At 56.0% G+C, this 21,486-nt stretch carries 17 protein-coding genes; 13 read left to right on the forward strand and 4 right to left on the reverse strand.

Annotated elements, in window-relative coordinates:
- Window positions 1-158: 158 nt before the first annotated feature.
- The 5 genes from AC2FIC_RS07860 to AC2FIC_RS07880 all read left to right on the forward strand — a co-directional run bounded on the left by AC2FIC_RS07860 (window position 159) and on the right by AC2FIC_RS07880 (window position 6,096).
- Window positions 159-1,505 (forward strand): lipopolysaccharide biosynthesis protein, encoded by a 1,347-nt coding sequence (locus AC2FIC_RS07860; protein ID WP_496691353.1) that lies wholly within the window; start codon window positions 159-161, stop codon window positions 1,503-1,505.
- Window positions 1,502-2,779 (forward strand): O-antigen ligase family protein, encoded by a 1,278-nt coding sequence (locus AC2FIC_RS07865; protein WP_271948783.1) that lies wholly within the window; start codon window positions 1,502-1,504, stop codon window positions 2,777-2,779. Before AC2FIC_RS07860 ends, AC2FIC_RS07865 begins: the two co-directional genes overlap by 4 nt.
- The gene (locus AC2FIC_RS07870; RefSeq protein ID WP_496691352.1) at window positions 2,776-3,987 is read left to right on the forward strand and encodes a polysaccharide biosynthesis/export family protein; all 1,212 of its coding nucleotides are present in this window, start codon (window positions 2,776-2,778) and stop codon (window positions 3,985-3,987) included. The genes AC2FIC_RS07865 and AC2FIC_RS07870 overlap by 4 nt, the downstream gene beginning before the upstream one ends.
- Before the next feature lie 75 nt (window positions 3,988-4,062).
- Entirely contained in the window at window positions 4,063-5,226 is a 1,164-nt protein-coding gene (locus AC2FIC_RS07875; RefSeq protein ID WP_496691351.1) for a glycosyltransferase family 4 protein, read from the forward strand.
- Between the two features lie 33 nt (window positions 5,227-5,259).
- Window positions 5,260-6,096, forward strand: coding sequence for a sulfotransferase family protein (locus tag AC2FIC_RS07880; RefSeq protein ID WP_496691350.1), 837 nt, complete (start codon window positions 5,260-5,262; stop codon window positions 6,094-6,096).
- Window positions 6,097-6,120: 24 nt separating this feature from the next.
- Here AC2FIC_RS07880 and AC2FIC_RS07885 read toward each other — a convergent pair whose 3' ends face one another.
- On the reverse strand, window positions 6,121-7,353 hold the full coding sequence (locus tag AC2FIC_RS07885) for a glycosyltransferase family 4 protein (protein WP_496691349.1): 1,233 nt from the start codon (window positions 7,351-7,353) through the stop codon (window positions 6,121-6,123).
- A 424-nt stretch (window positions 7,354-7,777) separates the two neighbouring features.
- Here AC2FIC_RS07885 and AC2FIC_RS07890 point away from each other — a divergent pair, with 424 nt between their 5' ends.
- From AC2FIC_RS07890 to asnB, 3 genes are all read left to right on the forward strand, one after another.
- Entirely contained in the window at window positions 7,778-8,941 is a 1,164-nt protein-coding gene (locus AC2FIC_RS07890) for a DegT/DnrJ/EryC1/StrS family aminotransferase (RefSeq protein WP_496691644.1), read from the forward strand.
- An 81-nt stretch (window positions 8,942-9,022) separates the two neighbouring features.
- Window positions 9,023-10,147, forward strand: coding sequence for a glycosyltransferase (locus AC2FIC_RS07895; RefSeq protein ID WP_496691643.1), 1,125 nt, complete (start codon window positions 9,023-9,025; stop codon window positions 10,145-10,147).
- 3 nt (window positions 10,148-10,150) lie between these two features.
- Window positions 10,151-12,100, forward strand: a complete 1,950-nt coding sequence (gene asnB / locus AC2FIC_RS07900; RefSeq protein ID WP_496691642.1) for an asparagine synthase (glutamine-hydrolyzing) — start codon at window positions 10,151-10,153, stop codon at window positions 12,098-12,100.
- 31 nt (window positions 12,101-12,131) lie between these two features.
- On the opposite strand, the gene AC2FIC_RS07905 is transcribed toward asnB, so the two are convergent.
- The 3 genes from AC2FIC_RS07905 to AC2FIC_RS07915 are packed head-to-tail and all read right to left on the reverse strand — an operon-like array spanning window position 12,132 to window position 14,340.
- Window positions 12,132-12,827 (reverse strand): PIG-L deacetylase family protein, encoded by a 696-nt coding sequence (locus tag AC2FIC_RS07905; protein WP_496691641.1) that lies wholly within the window; start codon window positions 12,825-12,827, stop codon window positions 12,132-12,134.
- Complete coding sequence (locus tag AC2FIC_RS07910; protein ID WP_496691640.1) at window positions 12,824-13,738, reverse strand: methionyl-tRNA formyltransferase; 915 nt, start codon at window positions 13,736-13,738, stop codon at window positions 12,824-12,826. The genes AC2FIC_RS07905 and AC2FIC_RS07910 overlap by 4 nt, the downstream gene beginning before the upstream one ends.
- Window positions 13,735-14,340, reverse strand: coding sequence for a sugar transferase (locus AC2FIC_RS07915; protein ID WP_496691639.1), 606 nt, complete (start codon window positions 14,338-14,340; stop codon window positions 13,735-13,737). The genes AC2FIC_RS07910 and AC2FIC_RS07915 overlap by 4 nt, the downstream gene beginning before the upstream one ends.
- 1,020 nt (window positions 14,341-15,360) lie before the next feature.
- Between AC2FIC_RS07915 and AC2FIC_RS07920 the strand changes: the two genes are divergently transcribed.
- The 5 genes from AC2FIC_RS07920 (at window position 15,361) to rfbG (ending at window position 21,486) form a co-directional block, all read left to right on the forward strand.
- Window positions 15,361-17,295, forward strand: coding sequence for a polysaccharide biosynthesis protein (locus AC2FIC_RS07920; RefSeq protein ID WP_185956665.1), 1,935 nt, complete (start codon window positions 15,361-15,363; stop codon window positions 17,293-17,295).
- 84 nt (window positions 17,296-17,379) lie between these two features.
- Complete coding sequence (locus AC2FIC_RS07925; RefSeq protein WP_496691638.1) at window positions 17,380-17,802, forward strand: GtrA family protein; 423 nt, start codon at window positions 17,380-17,382, stop codon at window positions 17,800-17,802.
- A gap of 1 nt (window position 17,803) precedes the next feature.
- Entirely contained in the window at window positions 17,804-19,438 is a 1,635-nt protein-coding gene (locus AC2FIC_RS07930) for a glycosyltransferase family protein (RefSeq protein ID WP_496691637.1), read from the forward strand.
- Window positions 19,439-19,534: 96 nt separating this feature from the next.
- Complete coding sequence (gene rfbF, locus AC2FIC_RS07935) at window positions 19,535-20,344, forward strand: glucose-1-phosphate cytidylyltransferase (RefSeq protein ID WP_142636222.1); 810 nt, start codon at window positions 19,535-19,537, stop codon at window positions 20,342-20,344.
- An 8-nt stretch (window positions 20,345-20,352) separates the two neighbouring features.
- Window positions 20,353-21,486: a CDP-glucose 4,6-dehydratase gene (rfbG, locus tag AC2FIC_RS07940; protein WP_496691636.1), complete on the forward strand. Its 1,134-nt coding sequence runs from the start codon at window positions 20,353-20,355 to the stop codon at window positions 21,484-21,486.

The raw sequence follows: 21,486 nt of genomic DNA on the forward strand, positions 1-21,486 counted from the left end.
CCTTGTAGGATTTGTTAGATTGGTGATTGGGTATTGGTTTTTATTTGCGAATATGAGGGCACAGCGCCCGCGACGCTTTTGCGGCGTGGTCCAATGACCGGCAGCCGCCAAGGGGTGGAATTGGCCGGTCGTTTGTGCGGCGGGCGGGTGGATCAGACATGACCTCTCAGCCCGGCGCAACCTCAATCCCGACTGCTGTGCTTCGGCGTTTACTGCGCAATCTGAAATGGATCTTCTCCTCTCAGATCGCAGTCGCTTTGCTGGGCCTTGTGTTCCTGCCCGTGGCAGCCCGCGCGCTTGGGGCGGCAGGTCTGGGTGTGATGGCCATCGCCGAGGCCTATGCGCGGATCGTTTCCCGGTTCCTTCATCTTGAGCCCTGGCAGGCGGTGATTAGATATGGAAGCACTGCGCTGGAGGAAGAAGACCGCGAACGATTTCGCCGACTTGTCGGGCTGTCGGTCCTGATTGACGTGGTTGGGGGCGTATTGGCCGCCGGCGCTGCGATCGCATTCGCACCGATCATCGCCGGATGGCTGGGGCTGGATCAGGATCTTGCATGGGTGCTGCCGGTCGCATCGCTGGGAATTCTGGTTTCGCTGAGGCCAACCGGGCTGGCTTTGTTGCGGTCCTTCGACCGGTTCGATCTATTGGCCAAACTGGATATTTTCGCAGCGTCTGTGCGGATGGTGCTGGGGGTAATTGCCTGGCAACTTGGGTTTGGGCTGCCTGGCTTTGTCGCGATATTTGTTGCTGTCAGCCTTTTAGACGGCGTTCTGGCCTTTGCCGCGGGGCTGCGAGAAATGTCGCGGAATGGCTATGGCCGCCCGATGCTTGGAATAAAGCAAACTCTGGGTGAAAATTCCGGGTTTCTGCGCTTTGTTTGGAACAGCAATCTCTCGGTCATCTTGCGTCAGACCACGCAGCGCCTGGACGTGATCATATTGGGTGTTCTGATTTCACCGACGATGGTGGGATATTACCATATCGCGAAACGGTGCGGCGAAGCTGCACTGCGTCTTGGACGACCGCTAAGCCAGGCGATCTATCCCGAGTTCACCCGGTTTGCCGCCCGAAATGAATTTGACCGTTTGCAAAAAATGCTAACGGGTCTCAGCGCCGGGTTCTGGGGGGTAATTGCCCTTGTCTTGATTCCAGTGATCTTGATGCTGGAACCGATCGTTACTGCGATTTTTGGCGTGGATTATGCCCCCGCAGTACCGGTCGTGCGCGTGCAGGCAATCGCGGTAGGTATTTATCTTGGTGGGATACTGCTGAACCCTGCACTGCTGAGCCTGGGGCAAGACCGGGCCTTGGTTCGGATCGGTTTGTTGAACACCATTTTGTTTCTGATCCTCATCGCACCGATGGTTTCTGTTTTGGGTGTGGTCGGCGCCGCTGTGGCGCATGTGCTGTGTAATTCCGTTTGGCTAGGGCTGTGTGTGTTACACTTGCGGCGTACATTGCTGAACCCTGCATTACACGGAAAGGAGCAGGTGCGCCCATGAGACCTGCATCGGCCCAATCAGTTTCCTTTGGCAAGCCGACCAATGGAATCGGCTATTTGCCAAGCGTAGACATGGCAGCTCTCTATTTCCTGATGGCGGCTGTAGCCCTTGCGCCGATGAACTATCTCAGAGTGGATTTCGTCTATTTCACCCTCTCGGATTTCTTCTTTGTGCTGGCTGGGTTTGTCATGCTGGCAACCGGCCAGCTGCCGGTTAAGATATTCGGGCCAGCAAGCGGGTTCTGGTACAGTTCGTTCCTGTTTTTCACAGGGGGCCTGACCATAGGTTCGTTGATCAACGGTGACCCGACCGAGCTGCTGACAGTGTTTGTTCAGTACTTCTTTTCGTTGATCGTGCTGCCAGTCCTGATCGGCAATCGAAGCTTTGATCAGATCGTCCTGCTGATGAAGGCATTTATTATTGGTATGGGCATTGTTGTGCTGTTTGGCATCTATGCAATCAACTTCATGGAAGACCCGACACACCGGTTTGTATCCGCCAATGGTCGCATGCTTTCGCTGGTCGAGCGGGCAAATGAATGCGCGCTTATGCTGGCGATGGCCATCGTTTTCCTGCTTAGCCTGATCCTGCAGAAGCAAAGCAGCCGCATCTGGGGGCTGATCGGGCTGCCAATCCTGTTTTACGGCGTCATCCTGACCGGTTCGAATTCTGGTCTGATCGTGACCATAGTGGGGACTGTCGCCATTATCCTCAGCAGCGGGTCCCCGCGTCATGTTGTGACCCTGATCGTCGGCACGTTGATTGCGGTTTTGGTGGTCCTGAACTTTGGTGAGCTTTTCTTGCCCGAGGTCTTTCGCGAACGAGTTCTGAATGCCGTTCTTGCAGGTGACATTAGCCAGGCGGGCACGTTCTCTGACCGGTTATTCCTGCTGCAAGAGGCTTTCGAGGTATCCCGTGGCACTTTGTTGATCGGGCTGGGTGCAAACCAGTACAGCCTGGCCAGCGAACAGGGAATCGTGGTTCATTCGGCCTATTTGCTGACTCTGTCCGAAGGTGGCTTGATTTCTCTGCTCGGTATGGTCGGCTTTATTTTGGCCAGCATATACTTGGCCTGGATGGCCATTTCTGTCGGCCGCTCGCCATCGGTCGGGGCACTGACCATCGTTGCCATGCTGATGTATGTCGTGCTGCTTGCCGGAGCGACGACCTTTTATGCCCGGTTCTGGAACGTACCCTTTGTCCTTGCCATTGCGCTTAGCGTGTCGCGCCTGCCGGTGTTAGGACCAACGAATACACTTAGGAGAATGTCGTGAAATTATTGCAAAAACTGATGCTTTCTGTGATCGCGGCTTCGGCTTGTTTTATCGGTGCGCTTCAGGCCGAGGAATATGTTCTGGCACCGCAGGACAAGATCAATTTGCGTGCGATGCGTTGGGATCCGGTGGTTGCGTCTTTTGTGAACTGGCAAGGCGTTTCCGGTGAATATGCGCTTTCTTCGGGAGGGATGCTGATGGTGCCTCTGGCCGGCCAGGTTCATGCTGAAGGGCGAACGACCGAAGATCTGGTACTGCTGCTGGAAACTCAGATGCGCACTCGCGTGGGGATGGCAGAACCGCCTCATCTGGCGATCGAAGTCATCGGCCATCTGCCTGTATACATATTGGGGGATGTCCAGATTCCAGGCTCGTACCCCTATCGGCCACAACTGACCGCGCAGCAGGCGATGGCGCTTGCGGGCGGGGAATACCGGTTGCCGTTGCAAAATGACGTAGGAACGAACTTTACCGGATTGCGGGTTCAGGGTGAAGTTCAGTTGTACAATGAACAGATCGAAGCTCTGCAAGCCGAACAACGCCGACTGCTGGCTGATCTGTCAACACTAACCCCGGACGGTGGTGATGCCAAAATTGAACCCCCGCAAGGTCTGCAGGGGGAGATTCTGCAAGCGGATCAACAGGCCCGGGAAGGGCAGGGTGAACGCATCATCCAATTACAGGAAACCCTCAAAGATCAGATCGATAGCCTCGAACGGCAGCTGGAATTGCGCGCAAATCAGATCGGGATCACGCGCAAAGATCTGGATGATGCTCTGGCACTACAGAAAAAGGGTCTTACGGTCAGTTCGCGCGTGTCATCTCTGTCCAACTCGCTGAACGATCTGGAAAGCAAAAGTGTGGATATCGAGATCGCTTTGGGCTTGGCCCGGCAACAGCTGAACCGCGCGCAACGCGATGAGCTGGAGTTGCTTGATACCGCGCGCTCGAATGCGCTGGTGCGGCTGAATCTGGTGCAGATCGAACTCGAGGATTTGCAGACCCGGCTGGGCACCGCGAAAATCCTGCAGGCCGAGCTGGCAGCGCTTGGCGTTGTTGAAGAGGTTGATGCGGTCGAAGAGATCGTGATCGAATACTCGGTCACCCGCGCGGCCGGAGGAGCCGCAACGGCGATTTCGGGTGACACTGTCTTGTCCCCTGGGGATACGCTTTCGGTTTCTCGAACCTTCGTCACGCAAACACAATAGATTTCAGTTCAATGATTTATGGTTCAGCGCGCGGTTCTGATGTCCGGCGCTGAGCCAAAAAGGCGGCAGGCCAGAATGAAAAAGATACGCGTTTTATTTCCCTTTGCAGGTTGGGCAGATCTGGGCGGCAGTCATGTTTCCGCGCTCAAACTTGCGTCCTGTCTGGACCGGGATCAGTTTGAACCATTGGTCCTTTGCCACAACGAAGCTGGGTCGGTTGGGCAGTATGCTCAATCGCTGGGTCTGAATGTCGATGTTTTGCAGGGCCCCAGGCTTATGGGCCCTCCAAACAACAAAACGGATGCAGATGTTGGCTTTCCGGAATACTGGACCCGGACCTACGGCCAGCTCGTCCGGTTTTTGCGGGACAAAAAGCCAGATATCGTCCACACAAATGAGGGCCGATTGCATGTGAATTGGGTGTTTCCGGCCAGACGGTTGGGGATCAAGCATATCTGGCACCACAGGCAGGATCCGCGCGCGGTAGGCGTTAACTATGTCGCGCCGGTGTTTTCGAACCGCATCCTAAGCGTGTCGTATTTTTCGAAACCCTCGCGCCCGATACGCTCGGTTGACAAAAAGTTTCAGGTCATCCGCAGCCCCTTCGACCTGAGCATTCAGCGCCCGGATCCAGACGCGGCGCGTCGGATGATCCTGAACGAAATCGGTGCGCCGGAAAATGCAGTTCTTCTAGGATATTTTGGCCATCTGGAACCGCGAAAACGGCCGGTTCATTTTGTCCAAAGCCTTGTGGCCATTCAGAAACAGATTGGGGACAGGCCGGTACATGGCCTGCTATTTGGCAAAGTACTCAATCCCGATGACGGGTTGGACACAGGCTCCATGGACGTGGCCCGAGAACAGGGGATGGGCGCGCAGATTCATATGATGGGGTTTCGGCAGGATGTTGAAAAGTGCATGGTCGCCATGGATGCCACCCTTGTGCCGGCCTTGAACGAGCCATTTGGACGTACTTTGATCGAGGCAATGCACCTTGGACTGCCTGTTGTGGCCACACGGCACGGCGGCAATGTCGAGGCAATCGATCATGGCAAAACCGGTTTTCTGGTGGATCCAGAAGACCCCGAAGCCTTTGTTGAGCCGGTCGTTTCTCTGATCGAGGACCAGGAGCTGAGGCAGCAGGTTACACAAGCGGCCTACCAATATGTGCAGGATAATTTTGGGTTGGATAAACACGTGGCCGAAGTGTCCGACGTGTACCGCGAATTGGTATCGTGATCCCGATGCGGATCGTAGGGATTAGAGGATAATATGGGCCTGGCGAACGAGCGAAAGATAGATTTCCTGATATTCGGTGCTGCGAAATGTGCGACCACCTGGTTGCAGAATTCTTTGACGGCGACGCCGCAGATTTTCATGCCGGATCCCGAGCTGCACTATTTCTCGGATCATTTTGACCGGGGGGCGGTCTGGTATCGCGATCAATACGAGGGATATGCGGGCCAGAGCATCGTGGGTGAAAAGTGCAATACCTACCTGACACATCCAGAGGCCGCCAAAAGGATCGCCCAGGATCATCCCGATGTCAGGTTGATCCTGCAGATGCGCGATCCGGTTCGAAGGGCCTATTCCGACTACTGCATGTTGTATCGCCGGGGCACTGTCGGGGACGACATTCATCGGTATCTGGACCCTGACAAGGCCGGTGATGAAAGGTTCCTGCACAATGGTAGATATGCCTATCACCTGCGCCGTTTCTACGATCTGTTCCCGACAGATCAAATTCTGTTGCTGGCCTACGAAAACACGATCTCACAACCGGTAGAAACCTTACGCCGTGTCGCCGAACACATCGGTTTTTCCGGTGTCGTAGAGCCGCCACTAGAAGAGCGGGTCAAAAACAAAAATACGCCAATCGTGCCCTTGCCTCTGAGGCGGGTTCTGGCGCCGCTTCGACCGTTGCTTGACCCGATCCGGCATACGGGGCCGTTAAAGGCGATTCGCAAAGCGGTGGCGCGGCAGGTGGAGTATCCTGAATTGCCGGATGTATTGGCGCAGAAAATGGCCGATTTCTATAGGCCTGACGTCGCCGAGCTTGATGCTATTGATCCGGGTCTCAGCCGCGGGTGGCGCAGTTTCTCGGATTAGACGTGAGCTTAGAATGGGTGTGGATCAGTCGGTGGCAGTGGAGGGCAGCTTGGTATCGCTGTCGATTAGGCCCATCTTCCGCAGCAGGATCGTGTTGATCCGCGCGACGTCGAACTCTTGCTCGGCACGCGCCCGCGCGGCCTGACCCATGGATTCGATTAGGCTCCGGTCTTCAACGAATTTTCTCATCGCCTCCGCCAGCGCCTCTGGATTGCGTTTGGGGACGATAAACCCGTTTTCCCCGTCGCTGACCGCATCGGCGCATCCCGGGGCATCGGTCGTAATGACGGCGCGCCCTGTCGACATCGCCTCAAGAATGGCGCGGGGGATGCCCTCACGATAGACGGTGGGCAATACGAAGACCGAACATTCCTTGAGAAATGGCCGAACATCCTTGGTTTCGCCTAGATACTCGATATGCCCCTGCTGGCCCCATTCTTCGAGCTGCTGTGCGTTGACCGAGTCCGGGTTGTCATCCAGCGGACCCAAAAGCTGACAGCGCACATCAGGGAATTGTTCCCTAAGCTGCCGGGCGGCTTCGGCATATTCGAACACGCCCTTGTCACGCAGCAAACGTGCGATCATCAGAAACACGGGTGGATCCGTAGGCTGATGGGATTTTGCGTATCTGGCGAGATTGACACCGGAACCGGGCACAATCGACAGCGCGGCCTGAGGTGCCAGCAAACGTCTGCTGCGAAACTCCTCGGCGTCGACCGAGTTGTAAACCAGAACTTCGTCGGCACCTTTCAATCCGAACCGGTAAAGGCCTGTCGCCACCGCTCTCAGCACTTTTCGGCGCAGGGTCAGTTCGGCATCCGCAAATACATAACCTAACCCGGTACACATCGCGAACCGCCGCCGAACGCCGGTCAACCGCGCCGCAAGGCCGCTGAAGATGATCGGCTTCATCGTATAGGCAAAGACGATATCGGGCCGTATTTCCCGGCAGATCCCGATCAGTGTGAACAGGGTGGACAGATCCTGAAATGGATTTAACCCCGCGCGCGCCATAGGGATTTGCCGAAATGTCACGCCGATCTCGGCTAGGGCTGCTTCGGTGGCCGCATCGTTTTCCGGTGCGCAAGCAAGTACGTCTGCGCGTTCCGCAAGCTCTTTCAGCAGGTCATAACGAAAATTGGTCAAAGAGGTCGTAAGATTGCCGACAAACAGAACTTTTGGGCGTCCGCCAGTTGTCGAACCACGTTCGGCAGGTACGGCCTGGGCACCGGAAGCGGTGTTGGGAAAATCACTCATCAAAGAAACATTTCAAACTTTAAAAACCAAGGTTGAGACGATGCTGATCCATGTCGCCGAAGCTGTCAACGGGGCTGTCACCAAAGCCGATTGTTGCCTATTTTTCACCTCTGACTGTCTGCGGCCTGATTGTTGAAAAATCACGCTGTTAAGTGACCTGGAACCTTGCATAAGCAATCGATTCAGGTCAGGTTTCGCCTGCCGCGGCACAAAAAGATATTTCCGAAACTGCGGAGTTTGTTTCCAATTCAGGCGCTGGCCGCCAAAAATTTGTTAATTGTTGAGTTTGCCTGACCTCCTCGGATGGTTTGGCGTGAGGTAAAGAAATGATCCGGAAATCCTGCTGTCTAAATTTGAGCAATAATAGGCTTGGCCCATCTTCCCTCGGCTATCCTCTGGCCGCTTATCTGAAGGGAAACAGCTGATGCCCAAATGGCCATTCTTCGAAGAAGATGAAATTGATGCTGTCAGCGCAGTGCTAATATCCGGTTGCGTGAATGCCTGGACCGGCCCCGATGTCAAAGAGTTCGAACGTGAATACAGCGCCTATACCGGCGCGCAGCATGCGATCGCCATGGCAAATGGCACGGTCACTCTGGACGCCGCGCTGCTGGCGTTGAACATCCGACCCGGAGACGAGGTTATCGTCACACCGCGTAGCTTTATCGCGTCTGCCAGTTCGATCCTTCTGGCCGGTGGCAAGCCGGTATTTGCAGATGTGGATCGCGAGAGCCAGAATATCACCGCAGAAACGATTGCACCGGTTCTGACCGACAGAACCGTGGGGATTATCGCAGTCCATCTGGCCGGGTGGCCATCGGATATGGCGGGTCTCATGGATCTGGCGCGCAGTCGGGACCTCTGGGTGATCGAGGACTGTGCGCAGGCGCATGGTGCCATGATCGGTGACCAGCACGTGGGAACCTTTGGCACCTGCGGCTCGTATTCTTTCTGTCAGGATAAAATCATCACAACCGGCGGTGAAGGCGGCATGCTGATCACCGATGATGATGAACTGTGGTCCAGGGTCTGGAGCTATAAGGATCACGGCAAAAGCTATGATCAGGTGTTCAACAAAAGCCACCCTCCGGGGTTTCGATGGCTGCATAGTGGTCAGCCGGGCACCAATCTGCGGATGACCGGGCTGTCCGCCGCCATCGGGCGCATTCAGCTGGCGAAACTGGACGGTTGGCGCGCCCATAGAGCCAAAAACGCCGAGATTCTGGCGCAGGCTCTTTCCGGTTGCGCTGCGTTTCGGGTTCCCGTGCCGCCTGCCGAACTGACACATGCCTATTACCGGTTCTATGCGTTTGTGAGGTCCGAGGCTCTGGCCTCGGATTGGAGCCGCGATCGCATCATCGCCGAGATTTCAGAGGCGGGTTTCCCTGCGTTCTCGGGCAGTTGTTCCGAGATATACAGAGAAGAGATGTTCGCCCGCCTTGGCATCGGCCCGGGTGATCCCTTGCCGGTGGCGAAAGAGCTTGGAGAAACCAGCCTGGCATTTCTGGTCGATCCGACCTGGTCGCATCAAGACGTCGCCGGCCTGGCCGAACTTGTGCGCGAAATCGGAGATCGGGCGCGTGCATAGGCAGTTCACACCGCCGCATCCAGGTCGTGTGTCTAAAGGTTCCGGCCCGGTTTGTCAGTTTCGGGTGTTGAACCGATGATCATGCATGTCATCACCGATTTTTCCGGTCAGGGCGGGGCCCAGGCGATGCTGGCGCGGCTGGTTGCCAAATCCGGGGATCGGGTATTGGTGGTGTCGCTGACGGAGGTTTCGGACAGGATCAAAAGCCAATGTGCAAATCCAAACGCCGTTCTGATCGGATTGAATGCCAGATCACTGTCGTCCATGCCCCGCGCGATATTGCAGATATCGCGTCTTATCCGTCAGTATAAACCGCAGGCGGTTCTGTGCTGGATGTACCATGCGATGGTCATCGGGCTGATTGCCAGCTGGATATCAGGTCGAAAGGTGCCAATTTACTGGACGGTGCGGCAGGCTTTGGACGATACCAGCTCATTCACGCGCAGCACGCGGATTGCCGTTGATCTGTGTCGGCGTTTGTCGGGCAAGTGTGCAGGGATCATTTATAACTCGCAACGCGCATTGGATCAGCACACGAAGAACGGGTTTGCTGCTGCGCGGTCTTGCGTCATTCCGAACGGTCTGATCATGCCTCAAGCCTCTGTGGTGCGGAGCGACCCGCCCAGGGTTTTTGGGATCGCGGCGCGGTTTCATCCACAGAAGGATCACGAAACCCTTTTCCAGGCACTGTCCCTGGCGCTGCGGTCAGTCCCCGATATGCGCATCATCGCGGCCGGGGAGAATATGTCGCCTGAAAACTCCGAAGTACAATCATTGCTGGCGCGCTATAACCTGACTGCGGACAATGTAGAGCTGTGCGGCGACCTGCATGATATGGCTGCATTCTACAAACGGATTGATGCGCTGGTGCTTTCATCCCGAACCGAAGGGTTTCCGAATGTCATTGTCGAAGCGATGAGCTATGGCCACCCCGTTGTGTCGACGGATGTGGGTGATGCGGTGGTGATCATTCGCGACTGCGGATTGATCGTACCGCCCCGCAACGCGGAATTGCTGGCAGACGCTTTGGTCCATGCCGCAAATTGGTCGGCCCCAGAGTATCTGGAGAAAAGAGAAAAAGCCCGGGCGATTGTGGCCAGCACTTACCAGCTTGACCGCGTTGCCGCACAGTATCGGGACATTTTGGAGAGCGGCAGTCTTGATCCCGATAAGATTGCCTCTCAGCCAGAACAGAAGGGGATCTGAGCGATGTGTGGCATCACCGGATTTATCAACTTTGGCACCGTTGATCGGTCTCAGGCCTCATCCGTCCTTGGCAAGATGTGTCAATCGATTGAACACCGTGGCCCGGATGGAACCGGGTTGTTTGTGGACCCAGATCAGGGCGTGGCCCTGGGGCATCTGCGTCTGGCCATTATTGATCTTTCGGAAACCGGGGTACAGCCGATGGATTCCGCCGATGGCCGGTTCACCATTGTGTTCAATGGTGAGATCTATGGCTATCTGGAATTGCGTCAGGAATTGCAGGATCTGGGCATAAGCTTCAGGGGCACGTCCGATACCGAAGTTTTGCTGGCGGCGATGCAGCTTTGGGGTATCCGCAAGACACTGGACCGCGTCCACGGGATGTTTGCCATTGCCGTGTTTGACCGGAAAACCCAAATCGTGACACTGGCGCGCGACCGGATTGGCAAAAAACCTCTCTATCTGGGCCTGGCCGGGAAAACCGTTCTGTTTGGGTCCGAATTGAAGTCACTGCGCGCGCATCCGGAATTTGGACCGGCAGAGGTGGACCGCGCAGCCTTAGGATCGTTTCTTCGGTTGGGATATATTCCTGCCCCGCGCACGATTTACCCAAATGTCCTGAAACTACCTGCGGGCTCTATGGTCGAGATCAAACTTGACACCCCACCGGCCTCGCTGGATGCGCTTCTGCAAGGGATCGAGCGGTTTTGGGATATCGAGGCGGTGGTCACCGAGGCGCGCGCAAACCCATATCCCGACGATGAAACAGCAATAGCTGAAATCGAATCCGAACTGCTGCGCGCGGTGGGCGAGCGGATGGTTGCGGATGTGCCGGTTGGGACCTTCCTGTCGGGTGGCATCGACTCGTCGCTGATCACCGCGATGATGCAAGAGCAGTCGAACAGAAAAGTGCCCAGCTTTACTGTGCGTTTCGATGACGAAGACACCAACGAAGCCGACCATGCAAAGGCCATCGCCGAGTATCTTGGGACGGATTATCACGAGGTGACGGCGACGCCGGAAATGGCGTTTCAAGCCATCGAAGGTTTGCCGCAAGTGTTTGACGAACCCTTCGCCGACCCGTCACAACTACCGACCCTGCTGGTTTCGCAACTGGCGCGCCAGCAGCTTAAAGTCGTCATGTCCGGCGACGGCGGTGACGAGTCGTTTGGTGGCTATGCCCGCTATGTGCGGATGCAGGCCTTTGAACGCCTGAAGGGCAAAATGCCCGACCTGGCAATTCAAGCCCTGTCGCAGGCGCCGCAATCAGTTCTTGCCGCTCTGGTGCCTGTGCTAAGGCCATTCGCCCCGCGCAGCATGCGCGACGATCTGAGCGCCGACCGACTGGCCAAGCTTGCACCGGTTCTGCAGGGGCGAGAGTTCCAGTGCCGGTATCAGGCTCAGTTTTCGATCTGGTCGTCCGGTATGTTTGGAAAGGCTGACATCGCGCTGGGGAATGAGATCGGAACGCATGATTTGCCCGCTGGGTTGAGCCGGTTGGACAGCATGATGTTGTTGGATTCACTCTATTATTTGCCGGATGATATTCTGGTGAAAGCCGACCGCACGTCGATGTCGGTCGGGCTTGAGATGCGCGCCCCATTGTTGGACTATCGCGTTGTAACGGCCGCTTGGCGTTCCTCGGCTTCGCTTCGGTGCGACGGGAAGGTTGGCAAGGTGGCGTTGCGGGAGCTTTTGAAAAAGCGGGTTCCGCAATCGCTGTACGACCGGCCAAAGCGCGGGTTCGGTATCCCACTCAACGCTTGGCTGCGCGGGCCCCTAAAGTCCCGTGTTTCCAGCATTCTTCTGGATGGGAACGGGCTTGAGGGTTTTGTGGACAAGGCAGCGTTGGAAAAATGCTGGGCCGAGCACCAATCAGGCAAACGCAACTGGGGTGCTCAGCTGTGGACGGTCTTTATGTTCCAACTATGGTCCGAAGCGTGGATGCGCTGATCACAGCTTGGCGATTTTGCGATCAGGTCAGTCAGATAACCGACCTGACCAAGACAAAGCCCTCAGCCGCGGCCCGGTGAACCGTCGCGCCACGCAAAGTTGCCAACGCTTTCAAGCTCTGAACCGAACGCTCGTGCGGGGGCTGTTTGACCTGGCTTGCAAATAACTGGAAGGCTTCCAGTTTACGCTCCAATGTATCCGAAATGTCCACAAACATGTTCGGCACGAATGGCGGCGTCAGATATGGCGCGTTCCAATTTGTCTCGGACAGCGTCTCATAGGCCGCGATCGTCGTCGGGTATTTGTTCTGATAAGGTCGGCTTGCCACCAAAGTCGAAAGGAAACTCAACTGGTGGTCCAGATGGATGTCGCCGGGATGCGGCGCCAGGATGACACTTGGGTCGAGATCGCGGATCAGTGTTCCCAGACCTGCGTTCAGGTCACCATGGGGGTGCTCAGCCAGTTCAGCGGCAGGGAAATCCAACCAATGCGTATGCGTCACACCAAGATGCTCATGTGCGGCCCTGGCTTCGGCCTGTACATTGGCGATCTGTTCCGTGCTGAACCGGGGCGACCGACCCGTTGTGACAATCGCAATATGGACTGCGCGACCTGCATCTGCCAGTCGTGCGATGGTGCCGCCAGCCCCAAGGACTTCATCATCCGGGTGCGGAGCAACCACAAGTACCGGTCCGTCCTGTCCGTCAAAAGGTGTCAGCGTTGTCATTCGGAATTCCTGAGCTTTGAGTGCAGTTCGGGCGGCGCATCGGCGCCGGTCCAGCTTGTGATGTCTAGACATTTCCCATCCCCACAGGCGACCGTAAACCGGTTTCCTTCGATGGCCTGTATCTGACCAGGCAGGCCGATATAGTAGCCCTGCAGGGCGGTGTTCTGTACACCCAGCAGGACCAACTTCTCACCGGAGGCAGTGTAGGTGAAAGCGCCGGGATAGGGCGGTCCGGCTGCGCGTATCAACCGGTTAATCTCTGCCGCCGGTCTGGTCCAGTCGATCAGGCCGTCCTCGGGCCGCCGCCGCGCACAAAGGCTGATCCCGGTTTCCGGTTGCGGAGCCGCCGGGATATCGCCTTCGGAGATTTGTGTCAAAAGCTGAGGCAGCAGCTGCGTCAGGGCCTGAAGCGCCCGGTCATACAGCTCGCGCGCTGTTACCGTGTCGGGATCGACCGCATATCGAGCTTGCGCCGCAATCGGGCCGTCATCGGCCCCTTCGCCAAGCCAGAACAATGACGCGCCTACATCGGTTTCGCCCAATATGACAGTCCAGGGGATCACACCGCGTCCGCGCAGACGGGGCAGTGCGGATGGGTGAAACCCGACGCATCCGATCTTTGCCTGGGCTCGAAATTCCGGCCCGCATATCTGAGACCACCCGATGACCAGTATCAGATCAGGTTTTACGGCTTGAATGGTTTTGATTGTTCCGGCCGAGTCACTTTTGGCCGTATAGTGGACAGGAATATCATACCGATCTGCAGTGGGTTTGAGATCTGCAAAATCAGAGTGCCGGTGAGACAAGTCCGGCGGTAGTGTCACCACCAAATCCGGTACAAACCCTCGGGCACATATGGCGGATAAGGCGACATGCGATCCTTCGACCGCCCCCACAAATACCGTCTTCATGCAGGTGTCTCCTTTCGGCTGTCCAGCCAGTTGTCTGCGGCCTGAATTCGGTCAGGGCGTTTATGCTCTCCGGCCAAGGCTACCATAATGGTTTCGAACAATATCTTCAGATCAAGCGACAGTGACCGGTGCGCGACATACCATAGATCCAGCTTTAGCTTCTCGTCATTTGAAAGCGCGGTATTGCCGCTGACCTGAGCCCACCCTGTCAGACCGGGCCGAACCGTGCAGCGCACCCGCCCATTGTCTCCAAACTCTTCGATGGTTTCGGGAAGCAGGGGACGGGGGCCAACAAGGGCCATATCTCCGCGCAAGATGATCACAAGCTGGGGCATCTCATCCAGCCTTACGCGGCGCAGAAGCTTGGTGGTTTTTGTCTGACGTTCCGAATCTGGCAGCAAAGCCCCGTTTTGATCGCGTGTGTCGGACATTGTTCTCAGCTTCCAGATGCGAAAGACGCGCCCGTTGCAGCCTGCCCGCCGTTGGCCAAAAAACAAAGGTTGCCCGACCGAAAACAGCACAATCACACAACCCGCCAGAAAAAAGGGCAGCGCGATCGTGCCCGCGATCAGGCAACACAGTATTTCGAGAAATCTGTTCATATTCAAACCCAAGAACTGTAGCTGAAAACTACGAATATCAAACCAAGAACCAACATCTCTCCGGATCATCCTGTTGGCCGGATCCAAGTTCCGGCGCACTGATACGAAGTCTGGGCTGAGTTGATCCCAAATCGATTCTCGATTCAAGCGGCAGAGCTGACCGGCACCCTGACTATGCGGAAATTTTTCCAAGCATGCGCCAAGTTCACAAAGCCTTTGTCAGGAAAACCGGCCTGCGACTCATTAGAGGATTGGCCGAAAGGAGTTGTCATCTTTGTTGCGTCTTGGTTCACAATGCCCCGATAGGGGCTTATTGTGGATCGATTGGGCAATATTGAGACCCGGACAGCGGCCCCCGAAGATTTCATCGGATTGAGAAAATGACTGTAATTTTCCCCGTGAGATTAGCATTTCTCTTGTTTACGCTAGGTCAATCGGCGCTCAAGTCAGCCGAAACAGGGAGGAAATTCTGCAACCCTCAGCAAAATATCAGTCAAAGAGTACTTCAGGAAACGCTGCAATTCGTTAATGAAGTGTGAAGAAATTACTTTTGAGGGCGCGGAAACGTATGTTAGCGTTGAAGGAGATTGAAGAAATTGCGCTAACCGGCGAACCAGAGGAACAATTTTGTTACTTGCGCGAATTATTATTATTAACGAGTGAAGTGAGTGTGTTCAACTTGGGCGATTGAGACAAGCTCAAGTGAAGGGGGCAAAACAAAGATACGGGTATAAGGCTTTCGGTTGATCATCTGATCGCGAGCCTTTGGTTTATATAGGACAGCTGCAAGCGGTCTGTGAGTGATCAGTTGGGAGCTGTGGCAATGTTTTGATGCTGCAGGACCCTGTTGGGTAACGATGTACGAGTAATTCTCGACCGGAATTGAGCCGGTGATGAGATAAAGGGGTGAGGTAAATGGTTTCGGGTTTTCATTGCTGGCAAACGCAGATTGTTAGTGAGTTGCGTGCCAATCATCGATTAGTCTTTGGAGACATTGTTGCTTCGTCTTTCTCAGCCGTAGTGGCAATCAATCTTGCGAATGGTGGAACGGTAGCGCAACAGATGGCGCCCGCCATGTTCCCGCTGATGCTCTTGTCCAGCCTGATTGGACTGGCGGTTTTCCCGCTTGCGGGCATGTACCGGCGCCACACACGCTCGACATCACTGCGAGACATTCGTCTGATCCTGCGGGGATCGACAATGTTGGTCCTGTGCCTCATGGCTGCCAGTGCAGTTTTCGAAGTGACCAAGGCTGTACCCTTCGCTGCCTTCATTATTCAGCTTGGCTTGATGATCCTTCTGCTCAGTGCCCTGCGTGTAGTTGCCCGTAGCCGTGAGCTGAATCGCCAGAATGCGCGGTTGATGGCCGAACATCAGGACAAGGTTCCGGTGCTTTTGGTTGGCACGGGTGCAAGTTGTGATCTGTTTGTCAGGTCTTTGCGGAATACGCATTCCAAGTATCAGCCGGTGGGCATTATTGACGATGCGCGCAATACCATGGGGCTGTATTTCCACGATGTTCAGATTATCGGATCTCTTCTGGATGCCGATCGCGTGGTCGAGCGGCTTAAAGCCTGGGATCATTTGCCCAGACGCTTGTTCCTGACCGAACCGATCACGCATTTTGAAAGTGACGGCATCCGCAAGCTGACCAGCTGGTGTGAATCCAACGGTATCGCTGTCTCACGCGTGCCGGGTCTTGGGGAAGAAGGCCAGGATGCGGCCAACGGTTGTATTATCAACCCGGAAGAAATTCTCGAGCGGCCACAAAAAGCTGTCGAACGCTCGATGTTGCGCGAGATGTTCCGTGGGCGCCGCGTATTGGTGACCGGTGCCGGTGGTTCGATCGGTAGCGAACTGGCACGTCAGATAGCCTCTTTCGATCCGGCGGAACTGGTGATGATCGACCATTGCGAGTTCAACGCCTATTCCATCGACATGGATTTGTCGCAGAACTTTCCAGATGTTCCCCGGCGGATGTATATCGCAAGCATTCGCAATGCGTCGCGTGTGAATGACATCTTTGAACGTCATCGCCCCGAGCTGGTGTTCAATGCCGCCGCCCTGAAGCATGTTCCGATGGTTGAGATGAACCCCTGCGAGGGCGTTTTGACCAATGTGATCGGAACCCGTAACGTCGCGGATGCGGCCCGGAACTATGGTGCCATCGCGATGGTACAGGTTTCCACGGACAAGGCTGTAAACACCACCAATGTGATGGGTGCAACCAAGCGCGTTGCTGAGTTCTACGTTCAGGCGCAGGACCGTGTAACCAACGGAACCGAGGAAGAAACCCGGTTCTTCTCGGTGCGGTTTGGCAATGTTCTGGGGTCGTCGGGCTCGCTGATCCCGCTGTTTCAACGTCAAATCTCGAACGGTGGTCCGCTGACCGTGACTGATCCCCGGATGGAACGGTACTTCATGACCATCCGTGAGGCCGTGCAACTGACTCTGGTTGCGGCCGCAAGCGGGTTGAAAATGGAAAGCAGCCACGGAGAGATTTTCGTTCTGGATATGGGTCGGCCGGTCAAGATCGTGGATTTGGCCGAACGGATGATCCGCCTTGCCGGGCTAAAGCCTTATGAGGATATCGACATCGAATTCATTGGAATTCGTCCAGGCGAAAAGCTGTTCGAGGAATTGTTTGATGCGTCTGAGAAGCGCCACGAATGTGGCATTCCGGGCGTCGGATCCGCGCGGCCCGAGGGCATTCCCGTCGCCCGCCTGCGCGCCATGATCCGGAAACTGGAACAGGCTGCGGCAGAAGGTGACGAACTGGCAGCCAAGCGCCTGCTGAAAGAGCTCGTGCCAGGGTATGGTGCAAATGGCCTGCGTCCGGTTCCGATTTCGGAATTCTCGTCTAAGCCCATTTTCAAAAGCGCTGGCACAAACGCAGCAAATGCGGTCAGTCAGTCTGAAGGAGAAAACCCGGAACTGCTGCCCGCTGGCAGCTGATTTAGCATTGTTTTTTCTGGTGTCGGTTATTTTGCCGAATTTGGTTTCTGTGTTTAATATTTCCGCCGAAAGGGCCAACATTTGATGGCGAGGCTTAATATACGCTCGGCTTTTGCGCCGTCAGAGGAACGTGCGCAGGTGGTACGGTTTATCTGGGCCGGCCTGATCAACACGGCGTTTGGCTATAGCGTGTTTGCCCTTTTGATTTTTGCGGGCATGCATCCACAGCTTGCGCTTCTGCTTCAATTTATTTTGGGTGTGATCTGGAATTTTTGTATCCACGCCCGGTTTGTCTTTGGCGTGCAGGGATACCGCCGTTTCCCGCTATATGCGATGTCTTATGTCGTGCTGTATTTTGTGAATGCGCTGCTTTTGCGCGGTTTGATGCAGGTTGGGCTTGATCCCTATCTGGCACAGGCGGTCGCATTGGGGCCGGTTGTCATATTGTCTTACCTCATGATTTCGCGTGCGCTTGGCCGGGGTCAGGCGTTGGATCGGAGGGGCTGAGATGAGCGATGCGAGAATATCAAGCTTTAAGGGCACCACCCCGTCAAGTACGCGCATGGGTGCTATGCTTGGGATCGTGACCGCTGGTCTGGGGCTTGTGTTGCTGATTGCCGGTTTGTTCGGCCGCCTGATGACCTATGATCTGCGCCGGGATGAGCTGATGTTCGTCCCTCCGGCGCGTTTACTCGGAGAGTGGGAGCTTTATTCGGACTTCTTCTACAATCACGTCCCTTATTCGGCGTGGTATTACCTTGGGTCCGGCATTCTGTTCGATGAGTTCGGCCTGTTGGGGTCCGCTCGGATCGGCCTGTTTCTGGCCTGGCTTGGATTGATCGCTGCAACTGGTTGGGTAACGCTGCGCTTGTCGGGATCGCCGGTTCTCGCCGTCTTTTCAGTTATCGGCATCGTGACATGCGAGCTGTTTCTGACCGGCGCCGGTATGGCCGCAACCAACAATCTGTTGCCACTGCCATTTGCGGTCATCGGGCTTGGCCTGTTTTTGATCGAGACGTCAAAGCCCGCGCCGCGATTTTTGACGCTGGTCCTATCGGGCGTCGCATTGTCTATTGCGGCGGGGATGAAGGTCAGTGCGGTACTGTTTATTCCGCCGATTGCTCTTGCCGCATTCTTGTTGCCAGCGGATGTTTCGATGGCACGACGACTGAAAGCCGTGGTTCTGCCGCTGCTGATCGGAGGGTTGATCGGGGCCTTGCCCCTGTTTGCCTTCCTGCTCGCTGATCCGGGCGTCTTTCTGGCGCATGTCTTGGGGTTTCACACCGGACCACATGTCGCCTATTGGGAGGCCAACGCCGCAACAGAACCGGGGCTGGCCCTGGGATTGTCGGGCAAGTTGATGCTGGCCCATTCGGCATGGGTGGCCGGAGTGGGCCTGGTGATGGTTATGGCCATTCTGTCCGTGCTTTGGATTATCCTGCGTGGTGGTGCGCGTGTCGACGAAATGCAGCCCTCGCAACTGCGGCATGGTGGTGTTGTTCTGGCGATCATTATCCTGACTGCCTCAATGGCTTTTGTTCCAACGCCCGGTTTTCCGCAATATTATATCCAGCCTCTGGTCTGTCTGCCTCTGCTGCTCGCGGTTCTGTTCCGTCGGCTTGACCCGCCACGGCGGCACGAGGCAGTGCCTGTGCTTGCGGCAGGTATTGTCTTGATGGTCATCCTGGGACTCCCGCGTATCGGGATGGGCCTGGTCTCGCTGACAGAGCCTTCGAAGTTCACCTCGGCCCGTTTTGCCGGTTCCGGCGCTGTCCTGCGGGATGCGGTGGCAGGCAGTGCACTGCCTGATGGTCCGGTCGCGACTTTGCTGCCGATCTATCCGCTTGAGGCGGGCCTGAGCGTTTATCCAGAATTTGCAACCGGGCCATTCGCTTACCGAATTGCACCCTTCACGGATCCGGAACTTGCCGGCAAATACGTGATGGCAGGCGCCGAAGACTTACCGGCTCTGTTTGCAGATAACCCGCCTTCGGCTTTCCTGCTTGGATACGATTCCGTTCTGGAAGCCCCATTGTTGAGCTATGCGCGGGCAAACAACTACCGCCCAGTCGAATTATCAGGTCTGAACAACCGCTACGGCCAAGGTGTGGTATACTTGAAAGCTGCAGGGGCTGAACAATGACCAGTGCCTGCGCGACTCAACCTGCCTATATTTTTCCTGGGCGGGCCCATTCACATGACCATCAATTCTATTGATCGAATAAAGGAAGGATAGACAATGAAAACGGTACTTCTGGCTGGTGGACTAGGCTCGCGTCTGGCCGAAGAAACGGTTTCCATTCCCAAGCCCATGGTTGAAGTGGGCGGGCGTCCGATCATCGCACGCGTGATGGATATCTACAGCCATTTCGGGCATCGTGATTTTGTTGTGGCTGCCGGGTACAAAGCATTGCTGCTGAAGCAATTCTTTGCCAATTATCACCTGATCGCCAACAATATTTCGGTATCGCTGGATACTGGGGAATTGCAACTAGTCCCTTCTGCTCCGGGCGGGTGGAATGTGTCAGTGGTCGACACCGGTGCGCATACCATGACCAGTGGTCGTATCCGTCGGCTCAAGGATTGGCTGACTCCTGATGAGCCGTTCATGTGCACCTATTCGGACGGCGTGGGAAATATCGACATCAATGCACTGATTGATTTCCACAAATCACACGGCAAGCTGGCGACCGTAACTGCGGTTCAGCCCCCGGCGCGGTTTGGTAACATCGAGCTCAAGGGCGACAGGGTTGACGCCTTCACAGAAAAAGTCCGCAATCGCGAAACCTGGATCAATGGCGGCTTCTTCGTCTTCGAGCCGGGCGTCTTGGACTATATGGTTGATGACAATGAGCCGCTGGAACAGACCCCGCTGACCCAGATGGCCCGCGACGGAGAGTTGATGGCCTATCGCCACGATGGGTTCTGGCATCCGATGGACACTCTGCGCGACAGGAATACGCTGGACGGTCTGTGCGAAGGTGAAACGCCGCCCTGGCTTAATTTCAACGAAGGTTCGGGCAAGAGCTACCCAGCTCTGGCGATATGAGGTGAACCGTGAGCGGGCAGGTCAATTCTCAGTTTGATGGCGTTTTTGCCGGCCGCCGTGTTCTTGTGACCGGGCATACCGGATTCAAGGGCGGGTGGATTTGTGCATGGCTGAGGCGTCTGGGGGCAGAGGTGACAGGCTTGTCACTGCCTCCCGAACAGGGGCATTCATTCTTTGATGCCTGTTCTGTTGACGGGCTGACCGACAGTCGGATTGCGGATATCCGCAATCGTCAGGCGGTGCTGGATACACTGTCAGGCGTGGATGCTGAAATCGTGTTCCACATGGCCGCCCAACCCTTGGTGCGCCGGTCTTACAGGGATCCTGCCGAAACCTTTGCGACCAATGTATCTGGAACGGCCCATGTTCTGGATGCCGCTTTGGGGATGCGCTCACTGAAGGCGGTGGTCGTTGTCACCAGTGACAAATGTTACGACAACAAGGAATGGACCTGGGGTTATCGCGAAAACGATCCGATGGGCGGCAGGGACCCGTATAGCGCCTCGAAAGGCTGTACCGAGCTTGTGGCGCAATCTTATGGTCATTCCTTCTTTTCATCAGCGGATGGGCCGCAACTTGCAACAGTCCGGGCCGGGAATGTGTTCGGAGGGGGCGACTGGGGCGAAGATCGGCTTATCCCCGACGTGATCCGCGCATCCGAGGCGGGCGAACCGGTGGTTATCCGCAGCCCGCTCAGCGTGCGCCCCTGGCAGCATGTTCTTGAACCGCTGTCGGGCTATCTGGCCTTGGCCGCGCGAATGTATCGGGATGGGCAAAGCTTTGCTGGCGCCTGGAATTTTGGCCCTGATGTGTCGGGGACGGTGGATGTCCGGCAGTTGGCAACCCTGATGCAGGATGCCTGGGGCGACGGAGCGCCACAGTTTTCGATGGCGTCTGCTGAACAGACATCTGCCGCGCCGCATGAGGCAGGTATTCTTCGACTGGACAGCACTAAGGCGCAAACGGGATTGGGTTGGCGTCCGCAACTGACATTGCCCGAAGCCGTTCGCCTGACAGTAGACTGGTACAAGGCCCATGCCACCGGTTCGGAGATGGGTGGGATCACAAACAATCAGATCGGGTTCTACAGTGACCTGATGTCTTCACGGGATTTCGACCGGGCTCCGGTCGCCGCGCAATAG

The sequence above is a fragment of the Ruegeria sp. CDSC079 genome, assembly GCF_059610505.1.